15 protein-coding genes are annotated in these 15,675 nt (G+C 72.8%); 9 read left to right on the plus strand and 6 right to left on the minus strand.

What is annotated here, in order from left to right:
- Positions 1-22: 22 nt before the first annotated feature.
- From AC067J_RS26925 to AC067J_RS26935, 3 genes are all read right to left on the minus strand, one after another.
- Positions 23-736, minus strand: coding sequence for a thioesterase II family protein (locus AC067J_RS26925; protein WP_478303351.1), 714 nt, complete (start codon positions 734-736; stop codon positions 23-25).
- Positions 737-815: 79 nt separating this feature from the next.
- On the minus strand, positions 816-1,913 hold the full coding sequence (locus AC067J_RS26930) for an aminotransferase-like domain-containing protein (RefSeq protein WP_478303352.1): 1,098 nt from the start codon (positions 1,911-1,913) through the stop codon (positions 816-818).
- Between the two features lie 87 nt (positions 1,914-2,000).
- Positions 2,001-3,083, minus strand: a complete 1,083-nt coding sequence (locus AC067J_RS26935; protein WP_478303354.1) for an alpha-hydroxy acid oxidase — start codon at positions 3,081-3,083, stop codon at positions 2,001-2,003.
- 585 nt (positions 3,084-3,668) lie between these two features.
- Here AC067J_RS26935 and AC067J_RS26940 point away from each other — a divergent pair.
- The 9 genes from AC067J_RS26940 (at position 3,669) to AC067J_RS26980 (ending at position 12,277) form a co-directional block, all read left to right on the plus strand.
- On the plus strand, positions 3,669-4,676 hold the full coding sequence (locus tag AC067J_RS26940) for a TauD/TfdA family dioxygenase (protein ID WP_478303356.1): 1,008 nt from the start codon (positions 3,669-3,671) through the stop codon (positions 4,674-4,676).
- 88 nt (positions 4,677-4,764) lie between these two features.
- Positions 4,765-5,922 carry an aminotransferase-like domain-containing protein gene (locus AC067J_RS26945; protein ID WP_478303358.1) on the plus strand — a complete coding sequence of 386 codons (1,158 nt, stop codon included), beginning with the start codon at positions 4,765-4,767 and terminating at the stop codon, positions 5,920-5,922.
- Positions 5,923-6,064: 142 nt separating this feature from the next.
- On the plus strand, positions 6,065-6,277 hold the full coding sequence (locus AC067J_RS26950; protein WP_478303360.1) for an MbtH family protein: 213 nt from the start codon (positions 6,065-6,067) through the stop codon (positions 6,275-6,277).
- Between the two features lie 32 nt (positions 6,278-6,309).
- Positions 6,310-6,567 (plus strand): acyl carrier protein, encoded by a 258-nt coding sequence (locus tag AC067J_RS26955; protein ID WP_478303362.1) that lies wholly within the window; start codon positions 6,310-6,312, stop codon positions 6,565-6,567.
- Positions 6,564-8,333 carry an amino acid adenylation domain-containing protein gene (locus AC067J_RS26960; RefSeq protein WP_478303364.1) on the plus strand — a complete coding sequence of 590 codons (1,770 nt, stop codon included), beginning with the start codon at positions 6,564-6,566 and terminating at the stop codon, positions 8,331-8,333. Before AC067J_RS26955 ends, AC067J_RS26960 begins: the two co-directional genes overlap by 4 nt.
- A gap of 67 nt (positions 8,334-8,400) precedes the next feature.
- Positions 8,401-9,420: a class I SAM-dependent methyltransferase gene (locus tag AC067J_RS26965; RefSeq protein ID WP_478303366.1), complete on the plus strand. Its 1,020-nt coding sequence runs from the start codon at positions 8,401-8,403 to the stop codon at positions 9,418-9,420.
- A 39-nt stretch (positions 9,421-9,459) separates the two neighbouring features.
- Entirely contained in the window at positions 9,460-10,224 is a 765-nt protein-coding gene (locus AC067J_RS26970) for a thioesterase II family protein (protein WP_478303368.1), read from the plus strand.
- Positions 10,217-11,440, plus strand: coding sequence for a cytochrome P450 (locus AC067J_RS26975; protein WP_478303370.1), 1,224 nt, complete (start codon positions 10,217-10,219; stop codon positions 11,438-11,440). Before AC067J_RS26970 ends, AC067J_RS26975 begins: the two co-directional genes overlap by 8 nt.
- A 57-nt stretch (positions 11,441-11,497) precedes the next feature.
- The gene (locus AC067J_RS26980; protein ID WP_478303372.1) at positions 11,498-12,277 is read left to right on the plus strand and encodes an enoyl-CoA hydratase/isomerase family protein; all 780 of its coding nucleotides are present in this window, start codon (positions 11,498-11,500) and stop codon (positions 12,275-12,277) included.
- 107 nt (positions 12,278-12,384) lie between these two features.
- On the opposite strand, the gene AC067J_RS26985 is transcribed toward AC067J_RS26980, so the two are convergent.
- The 3 genes from AC067J_RS26985 to AC067J_RS26995 are packed head-to-tail and all read right to left on the minus strand — an operon-like array spanning position 12,385 to position 15,673.
- The gene (locus AC067J_RS26985) at positions 12,385-14,136 is read right to left on the minus strand and encodes a polyketide synthase (protein ID WP_478303373.1); all 1,752 of its coding nucleotides are present in this window, start codon (positions 14,134-14,136) and stop codon (positions 12,385-12,387) included.
- 17 nt (positions 14,137-14,153) lie between these two features.
- Positions 14,154-14,951, minus strand: coding sequence for an enoyl-CoA hydratase-related protein (locus AC067J_RS26990; protein WP_478303375.1), 798 nt, complete (start codon positions 14,949-14,951; stop codon positions 14,154-14,156).
- Positions 14,921-15,673 carry an enoyl-CoA hydratase/isomerase family protein gene (locus tag AC067J_RS26995; protein WP_478303377.1) on the minus strand — a complete coding sequence of 251 codons (753 nt, stop codon included), beginning with the start codon at positions 15,671-15,673 and terminating at the stop codon, positions 14,921-14,923. Before AC067J_RS26995 ends, AC067J_RS26990 begins: the two co-directional genes overlap by 31 nt.
- Positions 15,674-15,675: the final 2 nt, after the last annotated feature.

Raw genomic sequence — 15,675 nt, forward strand, 5'->3', positions numbered from 1 at the left:
GCCCCGCGCACCCGCCCGCGGCTCACCCCCGGGGGATGCCGAGCCTGTCGGTCAGGGTGTCCAGGACGGCTTCGAGCCGGTCCGTCAGGTAGAAGTGCCCGCCGGGGAAGACCTCCGTCCCGGTCGGGCCGCTCGTGAGGTCGGCCCACCGTTCCAGTGTCGCCACGCTCACGCCCGGGTCGCGGTCGCCGCCGAACGCGGTCAGCGGGATCCGGAGCGGGCCGCGCTCGGTGTACTCGTAGGTGTCGCACGCGGCGAAGTCGTCGCGGAGGACGGGCAGGAGCAGCTCCAGCACCTGGGGGTTCTCCAGCACGGCGGGAACGGTGCCCTCCAGGCTGACGACGTGTGCCACGAACTCCTCGTCGGGGAGGGTGTGGACATGGGTGGGCACGCGGACGTGCGGGGGAGCGTAGGCCGACACGGCCAGGTGGACCGGCGGCCGTCGCGCCCGCGTCAGGCGGTGGCTCAGCTCGTAGGCCAGGACGGCCCCCATGCTGTGCCCGAACAGGGCGAAGGGGACGTCGCCGGCCCGGTCGAGCAGCGGCTCCACCAGGCGCTCGGCCAGTCGCCCGAGCGAGCGCTCCGTCGGCTCGGTGAACCGTCCTTCGCGCCCGGGGAGTTGGACCGGGACGACCTCGATCCGAGGACCGATGAGCCGGGGCCAGTCACGGTAGGACGACGCTCCCGCCCCCGCGTGGTGGAGGCAGAACAGGCGCAGTTCGGGCCTGCCGTTCAAGGGCGGCACCGGAAACCAGGGAGACGCTGTGGACGGTTGCATACCGTTTCCTCCGACCCGTCGACGAAGTGGGGGCGGCTCAGGCCCGCCGGGGGGCGAGCGCGGCGAGCCGGCCGATGCCTTCGGCGAACTCCTCCGGCGCCATCGCCTGGAAGGGCAGTCGGAGGAACACGGTGCCCTGCGGGGGCGCGGAGCCGTCGGGGTAGAACGCCGAGCCGCGGGTCAGCACCACGCCGGCCTCCCGGGCGGCGGCGAGGAAGGCGGCCTCGTCGGTGGCGACCGGCAGGTGGACGGTCAGGTAGTAGCCGCCCTCGGGCACGGCGACCAGGACCTCCCCGAGCCGCTCGCGGACGGCGTCGACGGCTGCGGACAGCCGGGGCGCCATGAGCCGGCGCAGCTCGGCGACGTTGCTCCGCACGAGCCCCTCGGCCAGGCAGCCGGCGCCGATGGCCTGGCTGAGCGGGGACGGGGACAGGTAGACGCCCTCGGCCCGGCCCGCGAGCTCGGTGACGAGGTCCGGGTCGGCGATGACGTAGCCGATCCGCAGCCCGGGGCTGAGCACCTTGCTGAGCGAGCCGACCGTGATCACCCGGTTGTCCCGGTCGAGTTCGGCGAGCGACGCGGGTGCCGTCCCCGTGTAGCGCAGTTCGCGGTAGGGGATGTCCTCGATCACGGTGAACCGGTGCTCGGCCGCGAGGCCCACCAGCGCGCGGCGCTTGGCCTCGTTCATCGTGACGCCGCTGGGGTTCTGGAAGTCGGGGATGGTGTAGACGAAGGCCGGGGCGTCGGTCGCCACGAGTTCGCCGAGCGCGGTCACGTCGAGCCCGTCGTGCTCCAGCGGCACGCCCACGACCTTGGCCCCGTGCCGTTCGAAGATCTGCACCGCGCGGTCGTAGGTCGGCGCTTCCACGTAGACCACGTCGCCGGGCTTCACCAGGTGCGCCGTCAGCAGGTCGAGTGCCTGGAGCGAGCCGTTGGTCACGAAGATCCGCTCGGCCTCGGTGGCGTGGAACGCCGCGAGTTCCCGCCGCAGGTCGGCGTCGCCGGCGTACTTGCCGATCGGCGGGTACTGGAACAGCCGGTCTGCCTCGGTGTCGAGGATCCGCCCGGTCAGTCGGGCGACGGCCGCGGCGGGGATCGCCTCGCGGGGCGGGATTCCTCGGGAGAAATGGATCAACGTACTGCCCTTCGGATGATGGTGTCCTGATGTCGCGTGACGGTGTCCTGATGTCGCGTCCGGTGCGCGCCCGAGCGGGCCGGACGGCTACCGGAAGGGCCGCTGGCCCGCCGCACCGGTGATGAAGGAGGAGTTCAGGTCGGCCACTCGTGCGACGCCCAACTGGCGTAGCGCGTCGGTCAGCTCCCGTTTCAGGAGATTGATCACGGCGGTCACGCCGGCCTGGCCCGCCACGGCGAGTCCCCAGAGGTAGGGCCGTCCCACGCAGGCCGCCCGTGCACCCAGCGCGAGGGCCTTCGCGATGTCCGTGCCGGACCGCACGCCACCGTCGACCAGGACCGCGCAGGTGTCCCCGACGTCTGCGATCACCTCCGCGAGGGCCACCAGGCTCGGTACGGCGCCGTCGAGTTGGCGCCCGCCGTGGTTGGAGACGATGATCCCGTCCAGGCCGAGGTCCGAGCAGCGCCGCGCGTCGTCCGCCCGCAGGACGCCCTTGGCGACGAGCGGCAGGTCGGTGCGCCCGCGGATCCACGCGAGGTCGTCCCAGTCGACCGGATGGCGCTCGATGCGGGCCGAGGCCGGGATGTCGCCCCGCAGGACGCCCAGCTGCCGCAGTGTGCCGAAGTCGACCTCGGGCGGGGTGCGGAAGCCGGCGCGCTCGGCCGACACCCGGCGGGCCGGGTAGTGCGCGTCCGCCGTGACGACCAGCGCCGCGGCGCCGGCCGCCTCGGCCATGGCGACGGTCTCGGCGATCCGGTCCCGGTTCTCGTAGGCGTAGAGCTGGAACCAGCAGCCGTCCCCGGTGGCGGCGATCTGTGGAAAGGGGTAGTGGCTGTCGGTGCTCACGATCGACAGGGTGCCGGTCTCCTGCGCCGCCCGGGCCACCGCCAGTTCGGCGTCCTCGTGGAGCAGCCGCTGCGGACTGGTCGGGGCGAGCACGAGGGGCGAGGAGAAGGTCCGGCCGAAGAGCGTCACCCCGGTGTCCGGTTCTCCGCAGCCGTCGGCGAACATCCGCGGCCGCAGCCACACCGCGTCGAACGCGGCGCGGTTGTGCGCGATCGTGTGGTGCTCGCCGGCTCCTCCGTTGACGTACGCGGACGTCGGTCCGTTCAGTACGAGTTCGGCGGCCCGCTCGAAGTCGGTGACGCGCAGCGCGGCTGCGAGATCCATCAAACTCCCCCATGTATCAACTCAGCGTGACGATTAGTTCACGTTCCGGAGGTCGATGGCCGCCCTTGTTCCGGGCGAAGCGACCGCGGACGAACGGCTGAACTCGTGGGTGCAATCCCGCATCGGGTAAGTCCGCTGGTCAGGCCAGACGGTCTCAACTGCGCGTTCATGGCGGACTGTTGTGAGACTCTGGGTCGTGGCCGTGTTGGAGCGTACCTGACGCGATCGGGTCGGGAAACCCCCTATTCAGGCTGGGAGGCTCGGTCTAAAGTGTCTACGGAGCGTCTCCGCCGACTGGACAACCGGGGCGGGTGGATGGAAGGGGGAGACGCCGGGCGCGGGGGTGGGTGGAGACCGGATTCGTGCGCGCTGTTGCGTCCACGACCCTGCTTGTCCCTGCGGTCGGGTGGAAGTCGTCGAACCCCGCCCTGTTGAAGCGCACTTCGCATCATGGCTGCCCGTTGCGGCGGGGTCCCATTTCCCGGATTCGTCCGGCGCTCATCGGTATGAGACACCGTCGGTGTCCGGTATCGGGCGCGGAATGAGGAACATGCTAGGAGAATTGGCTTGTCTTCTTCGCCAGACATGTTAGACGTCTTCATCGATTCCACGTCCCGCCGCGTGCTGCGCGAACTGGCGGCCGTGGCGGCGCCACGACTGCCGAGGCCGGACGGTGGACTGGACGGGTTGCTCGCGGAACTGCCGGAGGCCGTGCGGCAGGGGGTGGGACACCTCGCGTCCCCGGGCGGGGACACCGGACTGGTGGCCTTCCGGGGCATCGCCGACGAGGCGTCGCTGCGGCTTCCGCCCACCCCGGTCGAGCGCAACTCGGCCGTCCTGGAGGGGCATTGGACAGACGGCCTGTTGCTGCTGGTGGCGGACTCGCTCGGCAGGCTGATGGGCTACGCGGACGAGAAGGACGGGATGCTCGTCCACGACGTGTACCCGGTCCGCGGTGAGGAGAAGCGCATCGAGAACAGCGGGTCGGTGGATTTCGACTTCCATACGGAGAATGTCCACCATCCGCTCCGGCCGGACTATCTCGGGCTCCTGTGCCTGCGGCAGGACCGCGCGGGCGAGGGCCGGCTCCGGGTCTCCTCCGTACGGCACGCGCTGCCGCTGCTGGCGGAGCACCGCATCGCCGAGCTCTTCAAGCCGAACTACTACAGTCTTCAGCCGACTTCCTTCGCGTGGGGTGCCGGATCCGAGCGGCCGAGAATCCGGCACCCCGTACTGTTCGGTGACGAATTCCGGCCCGGTCTGCGTTATAACGCGCACAACACGAAGGCTGTCGGGGAGGCCGCGGAATCCGCGCTGTCGGCCCTTGCCGAGGCCCTTCGCGAAGTCGGCCGGGAAGTCGACGTGAGTGCGGGAGATCTGGTCGTCATCGACAATCGCACGGTGCTGCACGGTCGTTCCGCATTCGCCCCGCACTACGACGGCGGAGACCGGTGGCTGCGACGCTTCTACGCGTTGCGGGAAATGCCCGAGGCGGTGGCCCGCGCAATGCCGCGGCCCCGTGTACTGCCGGTGCTCGAAGGGCCCGGGGCGGAACTCATGGGCCAATTCGACAGCGGTCGGAGGAGATTCTGAGGATGTCCGGTGCGACGTCTGTGCATACCGGGGAGGAAAGGTGACGAACCGTCGGTCACCGGCCCCCCTCGCGGGCCGGATCGCGGCCGTGGGCGCTGTCGCGGCGTCGCTCGGCGCGATCCTCTCGCACACCGCGCGACCCGACCTGATCTCGTTCGCCGGGGGCATGCCGGCACCCGAGCTGTTCGACACGGACGGCATCGCGCAGGCCTACGCCCGCGCGTTCGAGGCTCCGCGCCGGGTGCTGCAGTACTCGACCACCGAAGGCGATCCGCTGCTTCGGCAGGCGGTCGCGGAGCGCCTCTCACGGCAGGGCATGCCCACCGGGCCGGACGACCTGGTGATCACCACAGGTGCGCAGCAGGCGCTGTCGCTGACGGCCGCCGCGCTGCTGCTACCGGGCGACGTGGTCCTGGTCGAGGAACCGACGTACCTCGTCGCGCTGCAGTGCTTCGCCCTCGCCGGCGCCCGCGTGGTGCCCGTGCACTGCGACGGCGAGGGCGTGGATCCGGCCGCGCTGGAGGAGGCCGCCGGGCTCCACCGTCCGAAGCTGCTCTACCTCGTACCGACCTTCCACAACCCGACCGGCCGGACCCTGCCCGGCAGCCGTCGTCGCGCCGTCGCCCGGCTCGCCGAGCGGTACGGATTCTGGATCGCGGAGGACGATCCGTACCGGGACCTGCGCTACGAGGGCGACGACGAGCCGTGCATCGCGTCCCTCCCCGAGGCCGCGGACCGCACGGTGCTCCTGGGCAGCCTCTCCAAGAGCATGGCACCGGGCCTGCGGCTCGGATGGGTGCGCGCGCCGGCCGGTCTGCGCCGGGCCTGCGTCGCGGTCAAGGGCGCCACCGACGTCCATTCCTCGACGATCGACCAGGCGGCGGCCGCCGCCTATCTGACCGAGGGAGACATCGACGGCCACCTCGGACGGGTCCGCGACGCCTACCGGGAGCGCCGGGACACACTGCTGCGCGGACTGGCGCGGTGCCTGCCCGCCGGCTCCACCTACAACCGGCCCGCCGGTGGTATGTTCGTCTGGGTCCGACTGCCGGACGGCCACGACACGGCCGACGTGCTGAACCGGGCGGTCGGCCACGGCGTCGCCTTCGTTCCGGGAACGCCCTTCTTCTGCGGTCCCGCGGACCGGAGAGCCCTGCGACTGTCCTTCCCGACACATCCGCCGAGCGGGATCGAGGAAGGCCTGCGACGGCTGAGGCTCGCCTTCGAGCCCGATTCCGCAGCGTGATCCCACCCCCCGGTCCCCTCCGCAGCGTGATTCCACCCCCCCGGTCCCCGGGCGGAACCCTGCCGACCGGCCGGCGTTCCCGCCGGTCCCGACGCCGCTCCGCCTGCCCGGGCCCGCCTGCTACCACGAAGAGGAGAGAAGCATGAGCAACCCTTTCGACGACACGGACGGCACCTTCCTCGTGCTGGTGAACCACGAGGGCCAGTACTCGCTCTGGCCGTCCTTCGCCGAGGTGCCCGCGGGCTGGGACACCGCCCACCCACAGGCCGACCGGCAGACCTGCCTCGACTTCATCGAGGCGCACTGGACGGACATGAGGCCGAAGAGCCTGATCGCCGCCATGGAAACCGACTGACCCCGACCGACCCCCCACCTTTGGAGTGTGTGATGACGACCGACGCCCCCTCGGCCGGGCTGGTGCGGGATTTCATCGAGCAGTGGCTGGTGGAGGAGGAGCTCGCCGAGCCTCCCCTCGACCTGACGGTCCCGTTGGTGGACATGGATCTCGACTCGCTCCACACGGTCGAGCTGCTCCGGGTCGTCCAGCGGGAGTTCGGCGTCCGGATCAAGGCGTCGGAGATCGACCCGTACACCGACCTGGCGGGGATCATCGCGTTCGTCGAGCAACGCATCGCGCGATCATGACGGCCGACCAGGGGCGACCCGCGACGATACCGACCACGGTCCACCGGGCGGTCGCCGCGCACGCGCGCTCCCGACCCGAGGCCCCGGCCGTCAGTTGTGACGGATCGTCGGTGACCTACCGCGAGCTGGACGAACGGTCCGACGCGCTCGCCGGCGCGCTGGTCGCCCACGGGGCGGCCCCGGGCGACGTCGTCGCGGTGCTGCTCGCGCCGTCCGTGGACCTCGTGGTGGCGCTGCTGGCGATCCTGAAGGCGGGCTGTGCCTACCTCGCACTCGATCCCGGCGATCCCGCGGCGCGGCACGAGGAGGTGCTGGAGATCTGCTCCAGCCGCCTGCTGGTGGCCTCCGCGCGCGGCCCGGAGCCGCCCGGGGGGATCGCGGTCGTCGATCCGGCCGGGCCCCCCGCCGCGGCCGGGCCCCGCGCCCTGCCGCGGGTCGGCACCGACGCACTGGCCTACGTCAGCTTCACGTCCGGGACCACCGGGCGGCCCAAGGGCGTCGCGGTGCCGCACCGCGGTGTCCTGCGGCTGTTCGACGACCCCAACTGGGTCCGGGTGACTCCGCAGGACGTCCTGCTCCAGGTCGCACCGATCGCCTTCGACGCCTCCACCGTCGAGATCTGGGGCGCGCTGCTGAGCGGTGCCCACCTGGTGGTCCACCGTGCCCGGCCGCTCGACCTGGCCGAGCTGGCCGCCTCGGTGACCGGGCACCGGATCTCGGTACTGCTGCTGGCCACCGGACTCCTCCACCGCATGGTCGCGGAGCAGCCGGACGCCTTCGCCGCCGTGCGCCACGTGCTGACCGGCGGTGAGGCCGCCTCGCCCGAGGCGGTCCGCGTGCTGCTCGGCAAGCACCCGCACCTGCTGTTCACCAACGGCTACGGGCCGACCGAGAACACCTCCTTCACGACCTGCTGGACCAGCACGGCGCCGCCCGAGGGCGACACCGTGCCGATCGGAGCGGCCGTGACCGGTACCGGCGTGCTGTTGCTGGACGACCGGCTGCGCCCGGTGCCCGACGGCGAGTGGGGCGAGCTCTACGCCACCGGCGAGGGACTCGCCCGGGGCTACCTGGGGGACCCGCGCCGTACCGCCGAGCGCTTCGTCGCCGCCGTGGGCGACCCCGCGCCGGGGGCGCGGATGTACCGCACGGGCGACGTCGCCCGCCTGAGGCCGGACGGCGCGTACGAGTTCGGCGGACGGGTCGACCGGCAGGTGAAGGTCCGCGGCTTCCGGGTGGAGCCGCAGCAGGTGGAGGAGGCCCTCGGCCGGCTGCCCGAGGTCTTCCGGGCGGCGGTGGCGGTGCAACCCGACTCCCTGGGCACCAACCGGCTGGTGGCCTTCGTGGTGCCGGCCGTCCCCGGCGCCGACCGGGACTTCGCCGCACAGGTCCGGGCCCGACTGGCGGAACGCCTTCCGCGCCACCACGTCCCCGCGGCCGTCGTGGTGCGCGAGAGCATCCCGCTGAACCGCAACGGCAAGGTCGACTACGCGGCCCTGCCGCTCCCGCAGCGCCAGCCGCGCGCGCTGGCGAGCGCGTACACCGCGCCCCGCGACGAGCTGGAGGAGGCGCTGGCCGAGATCTGGGGCGAACTGCTCGACGTCGAGACCGTGGGCATCCACGACGACTTCTTCGCCCTCGGCGGCTACTCCCTGCTGGTGGCCGCCCTGCTCGGCCGGATCAAGGTTGAGTTCGGCGTCGAACTCGGTGCACGCGTCCTCTACCTCCACCCGACGGTCGCGGACCTCCGCTCACAGCTGTCCTGACGCACCCCGCGACCACCGTCGCGGTCGGGCGTCCCATCCGACACACCTCTCAAAAAGGAGTACCACCGTGTCCCAGAACGCTTCCGCCGGTCGAAGCCTCGCCGACGAGGTCGCCGCGAGCGGTCCGGCCCCGGACATCGCGGGCGCGGCCGCCCTGCTTGAGATCGGCGAGAGTCTCGGCGTGATCGAGGTCATCAGCAACTCGGACGCGTTCACCCCGGCGGACCTCGCCAAGGCCGCGGACCTCCCGGAGGAGGCGGTGGGCCGGTACCTGGAGGCGATCGCCGCGGCGGGTCTCGTCGTGCCCGGTGAGGGGGCGTCCTTCCGCAAGGCGGACGACTTCGGGCTCACGTTGCACCGGGTCGGCTACATCTCGTGGACGCAGAACGCCAACCGTCCGTTCATCGAGAACGCCCGTGAGTTCCTCGTCGACCCCGTGGCGGCGCGGGCCAAGTACCACCGCGACGGGCGGGCCGTGGCGGTCAGTTCGGAGTGGATGGGCTCGAAGGCCTTCTACCCGGCGGCACTTGAGGCGATCCTCGCGGCCGAGCCGAAGCGGATCGTGGACCTGGGCGCCGGCACCTGCCGGCTGCTCATCGACGTGCTGAAGACCTTCCCCGGGAGCACCGCGGTCGGGCTCGACCTGGACCACGCCTCGTGCGAGGCCGCGAAGTTGGCGGCCGGGGCGGCGGGCGTCGCCGACCGGCTGACGGTGGTCGAGCGCCCGATCCAGTCCGTCGCCGACGACGCGTCGCCGGTGCGGGGCGCCGATCTGGTGCACGCGGGTTTCGTGTTCCACGACATGATGCCGGAGGAGGAGGAGATCGCCGACCGGGTGCTGGCGAACTGCCGGGAGGCCATGCCCGAGGGCGGTCTGATGGCGATCACCGATGCGATCCCGTACGCCGGGAGCGAGCGGGAGCGCCGCTTCAGCGCGATCGTGACCTACTACCACCAGCAGTTCATGGGTCGGAAGCTGCTGAGCGAGGCGGCCTGGACCGAGAAGCTGCTGGCGGCGGGCTTCCAGAAGGTCGAGGTCGTCGAGCTGGGCTTCCCGACCGGCCGCCTGTTCCTGGCGACCAAGTAACCGACAATCCGGCGACGAGTCGTTAAGGATCTCACCATCGTGCTGCCTGCTTCGGATCCCTGGATCGCCAGGACGTCGGTCGCCACCGCGGCGGACACCTTGCTCTTCTGCTTCCCCCACGGCGGTGGCGGCGCGTCCGCCTACCGCGGCTGGCAGCCGGTGCTGGGCAGTGGGGTCGGCGTCGTGCCGGCCTCACTGCCCGGACGGGAGTCACGCAGCAAGGAGGAGCTGAGACGTTCGATCACCGGCCTGAGCGGTGATCTCGTGGACCCGCTGATCGAGTTCGCCGACGGACGGGAGGTGTTCCTGTTCGGCCACAGCATGGGCGCGCTGATCGCCTACGAGCTGGCCCACGCACTGGCCGACCGGGGCCACCCGCCCAGCGGCCTCATCGTCTCGGGCGCGATCGCACCGCACCGGCCCGACACCGCGGAGCGGATCCACCAACTGCCTGACGACCGGTTCCTCGCGCAGGTGGTGGCCCTGGACGGCACCCCCCTGGCGGTCCTTGAGGAGTCGGGGCTGCTCGACGTCCTGCTGCCGGTGCTCCGCGCGGACTTCGAGGCCTGCGAGACCTACGTGCGGCGCGAGCGAGCCCCGCTGGGCGTCCCGGTGCTCGCCGTCGGCGGCAGCGACGACCCCCGGGCGCCGCTCGACGAGCTCGCGCGCTGGAGCGAGACGACGGACGGCGACTTCGCCATGAAGGTCCTGCCCGGCGGCCACTTCTACCTCACCCGGGACCTGGAGGGCTTCCTGGACGAGCTGCGCCCGTTCGTCCTCGGGGGAGGTGGCGAGCGTGCCTGAGTCGCTCCAGGGCCCGCCGCCGGCCCTTCCCGACCTCTCCGATCCGTCCCTCTACCGCTCGGGCCGGCACTACGAGTCCTGGGCAGAGCTGCGCTCCCGCGGCCCGGTGCACCTGATCCAGCCCGCAGAGGGAGAACCGTTCCACTCCGTGGTCCGCTACCACGCGGCGTCGGAGGTGCTCGGCAATCCGCACCTCTTCTCGTCGACCCGGGGGATGCGGCTCGGGGCGGACGACGTCGCGACGGCGGCGGCCACCGGGAAGATGATGGTCATCACCGACCCGCCGCGGCACGGCAAGATCAGGCGCATCGTCAGCAACGCCTTCACGCCGAAGATGATCAGGCGGCTGGAGCACAACATGCGCGGGATCGCGGTCTCGGTGATCGAGGCCGCCCTTGAGGCGCCGGAGTGCGACTTCGCCGACCTCGCCGCGCGCCTGCCGGTGTCGATGATCTGCGACATGCTCGGAGTCCCCCGGCAGGACTGGGACTTCATGCTCGACCGCACCAAGGTGGCGTTCGGGATCGGCAACGAGGCCGTCGACGACGAGACCAGTGCCAACGCGGCCCACATCGACCTCTTCCTCTACTACCAGGACCTGATGCGGCTGCGCCGCAAGGAGCCGGCCGACGACATCGTCACGGCGCTGGTGAACGGCAGCATCGACGGCGTCCCGCTGACCGACGAGGAAGTGGTGCTCAACTGCAACGGCCTGGTCTCGGGCGGGAACGAGACCACCCGCCACGCCACGATCGGCGGCATGCGGGCGCTGATCGAGAACCGCGACCAGTGGCGCCGACTGCGCGAGGGCGAGGTCGAGACGGAGGACGCCGTCCAGGAGATCCTGCGCTTCACCACACCGGCCATGCACGTGATGCGCACGGCGACGAGGGACACGGAGCTGCTGGGGACCCCGATCCCCGAGGGGTCGCGGATCGCGGTGTGGCTGGGCTCGGGCAACCGGGACGAGGAGAAGTTCGCCGAGCCCGCGCGCTTCGACCTCGGCCGCAGGCCCAACCGGCACCTCGCCTTCGCCTACGGCCCGCACTTCTGCATCGGCGCCGCGCTGGCCACCCTCGAACTGCGGGTGATGTTCGGCGAGCTGATCGACCGGATCGGCGACGCCGAACTGATCGGCGAGCCGGTGAGGATGTACTCCAACCTGATCGGCGGCTACGAGAGCATGCCGGTCGCGCTCTCCCGGCGGGCGGGCTGAGTGCCGCCCGGGGACGACGGGCGCGGGGAGCCGGTCACGGTCGGGCACGACGGGCCGGTGGCGACGCTCACGCTGAACGATCCACGGCGCGGCAACGCGCTGACCGACGGGATGCTGACCGCGCTGCGCCGCGCGCTGGACGGGCTGCGGGCCGAACCGCGGGCGCGCGCCGTGATCCTCACCGGTGCCGGCCCGGCGTTCTGCCTCGGCGCGGACGTCGAGGACCTCGCCGTCGGCGTGGCGGAGCTCGGGCAGCCGGACCGCGCGGGCGCCGAGGCCGAACGGCTCTGGCGTGCCCGTCTGGACCGCCTGGCCGCCGTCGTGCGCGGGATCAGGGAGCTGCCGTGCCCCGTGGTGGCCGCCCTCAACGGCCAGGCCGCCGGGGCCGGGCTCTCCCTGGCGCTGGCCTGCGACTACCGGGTGGCCGTGCCGCGGGCCGCGCTGAACCTCGCCTACGGCCGGCTCGGTTCGGCGACCGACGGCGGGATGTCCTGGTTCCTGCCGAGGATCGTCGGCCACGCCCGCGCCATGGAGCTGCTGCTGGAACAGCCGGTGATCCGCGCGCCGAAGGCGCTGGACCTCGGGCTGGTCAACGCGATCGCCGGACCGGGCGAGCTGGCCGCGGCGGCGCGGGCCAAGGCCGAGGCGTTCGCCGGGCTCGCCCCGCACGCGGTGGCCGCGGCGAAGCGGCTGGTCGACCGGAGCTTCGTCGCCCCGCTGGACGTGCACATCGCCGGTGAGCACGAGGCCTTCCTGCGCGTGCTGCGGACCGCTGACGCGCGCCGTGGCGTGGCCGCCGCCCTGGCGGGGGAGTGGCCCGTCTTCCAGGGCGACTAGGGTTGTCCGACAATTCCCGCCGCGCGCCCGACGCCGGGCGCTGATGCGACGCGAATTGTCAGACAACCCCAAGAGTCACTCCCCCCGCCGGGGGCCGGCGCCGCGGATCACGTCCTGCGGCGGCCGAAGTCGTAGGGCTTGCGTTCGAGCGGGGCACCGGGCAGGTTGACCCGCCTCGGCGGCGCCTGTGTGCCCCACAGGTCCCGCCACTCCACCGGCTCCCCGGCGAGCCAGGACTCGACCGCCTTCCGCACGGCCGCGTCCAGCGGCCCGTCCGCGGGCGGCCGCGCGTCGCCGTCCGCGGGCCGGGCCAGTTCCCGGCGCAGCTCCGCGAGGTCCGCGGCGACGAGCACGCGCCGGACCGGCCAGCTCCTCCGGCCGGACTGCAGGGTCCACGCGATTCCTGCGAGGCCGGTCCCGGGTTCCCGTTCCAGGTGCCGGAGCAGACGGCCGGTGAGCTCCCGCAGCGCGTCCTCGTTCCGGGCGGACAGCGGCACCACCCGCCCGACGTCCGGAACCGGCGTGTCGTTCGCGGCGGCTCGGGCCGCCTGCTCGACCAGGACGCTGGACATCGCTCCGCCCAGCCCGAAGCTGTTCACGGCGGCCAGCCGGCGCTTCCCGGTCGGCCACGGCTCGTTCCGCACCGGGACCCCGACCCGGCCGCCGGCCGTGGGCAGCCGGGGATCGGCCACGTCCAGGCCGGCGACGCGCGGCACCAGTCCCGCCTCGACCGCGAGTACCGCCTTCACCAGGCCGATGAGCCCGGCGGCGCCCTCCAGGTGGCCGATGTTGGCCTTGATCGAGCCGACCCAGGTGCGGGGACCCCGCGGGGCACCGCCGTCGACCGCTCCGAGCGACCGCTCCAGCGTTTCGACGATCGCCGAGACCTCGGCGAGGTCGCCCGCCTGGGTGCCCGAACCGTGCGCCTCCACCAGGCCGATCTCCTCCACCCCGCGGTCGGCGGCCGCCGCCACCCGGAGCATCAACCGCGCGATCGAGGAGCTGTCCGGACCGGTCAGCCCGCCCGCCCGCCCGCTGTGCCCGCTGCCGGTGGCCCGGATCACGGCGTGCACCGGGTCGCCGTCGGCCAGCGCCGCGCGCAACGGCTTGAGGAGCACGCACGCGCCGCCGTCGCCCCGCACGTAGCCGTCCCGCCCTGAGCTGAAGGGCACGCACTCCCCGGAGGCGGACAGCGCCCTGGCCCGCTCGGCGTTGTCGGCGTAGAAGCCGGGGCTGGTCACGCTGGCGGCGACCACCACCGCCATCGAGTACTCGCCCGCAACGAGCCCTCGTACGGCGAGGTCCACCGCGGTCAGGCTCGACGAGCAGGCGGTGTCCACCAGCATGCTCGGCCCGGTCCAGTCGAACTGGTAGGAGATCCGGTTCGCCGAGAAGGCCATGAGCGTGCCCGGGAAGGCGGCCGCGTCCGCCGCCTCCTGCGCGACCATCCGGTCCCGGTAGTCGGAGACGAAGCCGCCCGCGAACACCGCCACGTCCGCCGCGCGGGTGCGCTCCGGATCCAGGCCCGCGTCCTCCAGCGCCTGCCAGACGAGTTCGAGGGCGACCCGGTGCTGCGGATCCATCCACACCGCCATGCGCGGGCTGATGCCGAACAGGCGAGCGTCGAACTCCAGGGCCTCCGGCCTGACCGAGGCCCTGGCGAGCCCGGGCCGGCCGACCCGCGCACCGGGCCACCAGTCGTCCGCGACGTCGGTGAACGAGCGCCGGCCCGTCACCGCGGTCTCCCACAACTCGGCCGGCGACTCGACGCCCGAGGCCGTGCAGGACAGGCCGATCACCGCGATCGGCTCGAAGCCTCCGGGGGTCCCGACGGCCTCGTCGGCCGTGGCGGTCGCCACTTGTGTCCCAGCGTCCATCAATCCTCGCTCCCCGCGCGGGGCGAGCCGTGCAGGAGGCCGATCCTGCGCAGCGCCTCAGCGCTCAGACTTGACTCCAGATGCGCCGCGGTCTCCGCGGTGAGGGCCGACCTCACCTGCGTCCGTGTGCCGGCCGCGAGCTGTTGCTTCATCAGTTCCAGGCTCCGGCGGGGCGCCTGGGCGATGCGCGCCACGGTGCGGCCCGTCTCCCGGTCGACCTCCTCGCCCGGAACGACCAGGACCCCGGCCCCGCGCTCCGCGAGCTCGTGCCCGCGGTACGTGCGTCCCGTGAGGAGCATCTCGGTCCCGAGGGCGGTGCCCATCACGGTGGGGACCAGGGAGCCGCCGATCGGTGTGAACCCGTGCACCAGGAAGTTGGCGGCATAGCGCGAGGTCGCGCCCAGCACGCGCACGTCGCAGCTCAGGGCGAGCACCAGGCCCCCGCCGAGCGCGCTCCCCCGGACCGCGGCCACGGTCGGCAACGGGCAGTCCAGGACCGCGAGGACGAGGCGGGCCCACCGGGCCGCCCGGTCGTGCCCGTCCGCGAGCATCAGCTCGGGTGCCGCGCCGGCGCAGAAGAAGTCCGGCCCGCCCTCAAGGAGGACCACGCGGGCGTCCGGGTCGTCGGCGGCGGTGACGAAGGCGTCCGCGAGCGCGGTGCAGCCCGCTCCGTCCAACTGGTTGCGTCGGGCCTCGTCCCGCATGCTGATGCGGGTGACCACCCCGTCCCGGACCACGCGGACGCGCGGGTCCACCGTCCGGCCGATCACGTCGTCGGCCTCGCTGTCCGCAGCCATGCCAGCCTCTCGCGCGTCCCGGGGTTCGACAGCCGTTCTTCGAGCACCGCCCAGGCCAGGTCCGCGCGCGGCTCCTCGTGCTCGGCCAGGGCGAGCGCGTACCTCTTGAGCGAGCGGACGGCGGCGGCATCCGTGCCGCGCAGGCGTCGCAGCACCAGGGCGAGTTCGCGCTCCGGGTCGTCGCCGCACACGTCGGCCAGACCGGTCCGCGCCGCCTCGGGGCCCGGCACGGGCTGCGCCAGCAGGGCCAGGGCGAGGGCCTTGCGCCGGCCGACCCGGGCGGCGACCAGTGGCAGGATCATCGCGGGGACGAGCCCGAGCAGGACCTCCGTCATCCGGAACTCGGCGGCAGGCCCGGCCAGGACGAGGTCGCACGCCGCGGCAAGGCCCACGCCGCCGCCGGTGGCAGCCCCCCGCACCACCGCCACGGTGACCAGGGGCGAGCGGCGGATCCGGGAGAGGAGTTCGTGGATGTCCTCGACCAGCCGCTGCCAGTCCTCCCGCACCGGGTCCAGGTCCATGCCGGAGCAGAAGTCGTCCCCCTGGGCGTCGATGACCAGCACGGATGCCCCGGGGGTCCGCTCGGCCGCGTCCAGCGCGGCCACGATCGCCCGTACGCTGTCCGGATCGAGGCGGTTGCGCCGCGGTGCGAAGGCCAAGGTCAGCCGGACCACGGGGAGCCGACCGTCGTCGACCCTCAGGCCGGCGTCGTCGGCCCTCACGC

This window comes from Kitasatospora sp. NPDC042419 (genome assembly GCF_056437345.1).

Coding starts and splice junctions, on each gene's coding strand:
- AC067J_RS26950 (WP_478303360.1), top strand. CDS start 6,065: ATGAGCAACCCTTTCGACGACACGGACGGCACCTTCCTCGTGCTGGTG.
- AC067J_RS26990 (WP_478303375.1), bottom strand. CDS start 14,951: ATGGCTGCGGACAGCGAGGCCGACGACGTGATCGGCCGGACGGTGGAC.
- AC067J_RS26955 (WP_478303362.1), top strand. CDS start 6,310: ATGACGACCGACGCCCCCTCGGCCGGGCTGGTGCGGGATTTCATCGAG.
- AC067J_RS26940 (WP_478303356.1), top strand. CDS start 3,669: ATGTTAGACGTCTTCATCGATTCCACGTCCCGCCGCGTGCTGCGCGAA.
- AC067J_RS26935 (WP_478303354.1), bottom strand. CDS start 3,083: ATGGATCTCGCAGCCGCGCTGCGCGTCACCGACTTCGAGCGGGCCGCC.
- AC067J_RS26960 (WP_478303364.1), top strand. CDS start 6,564: ATGACGGCCGACCAGGGGCGACCCGCGACGATACCGACCACGGTCCAC.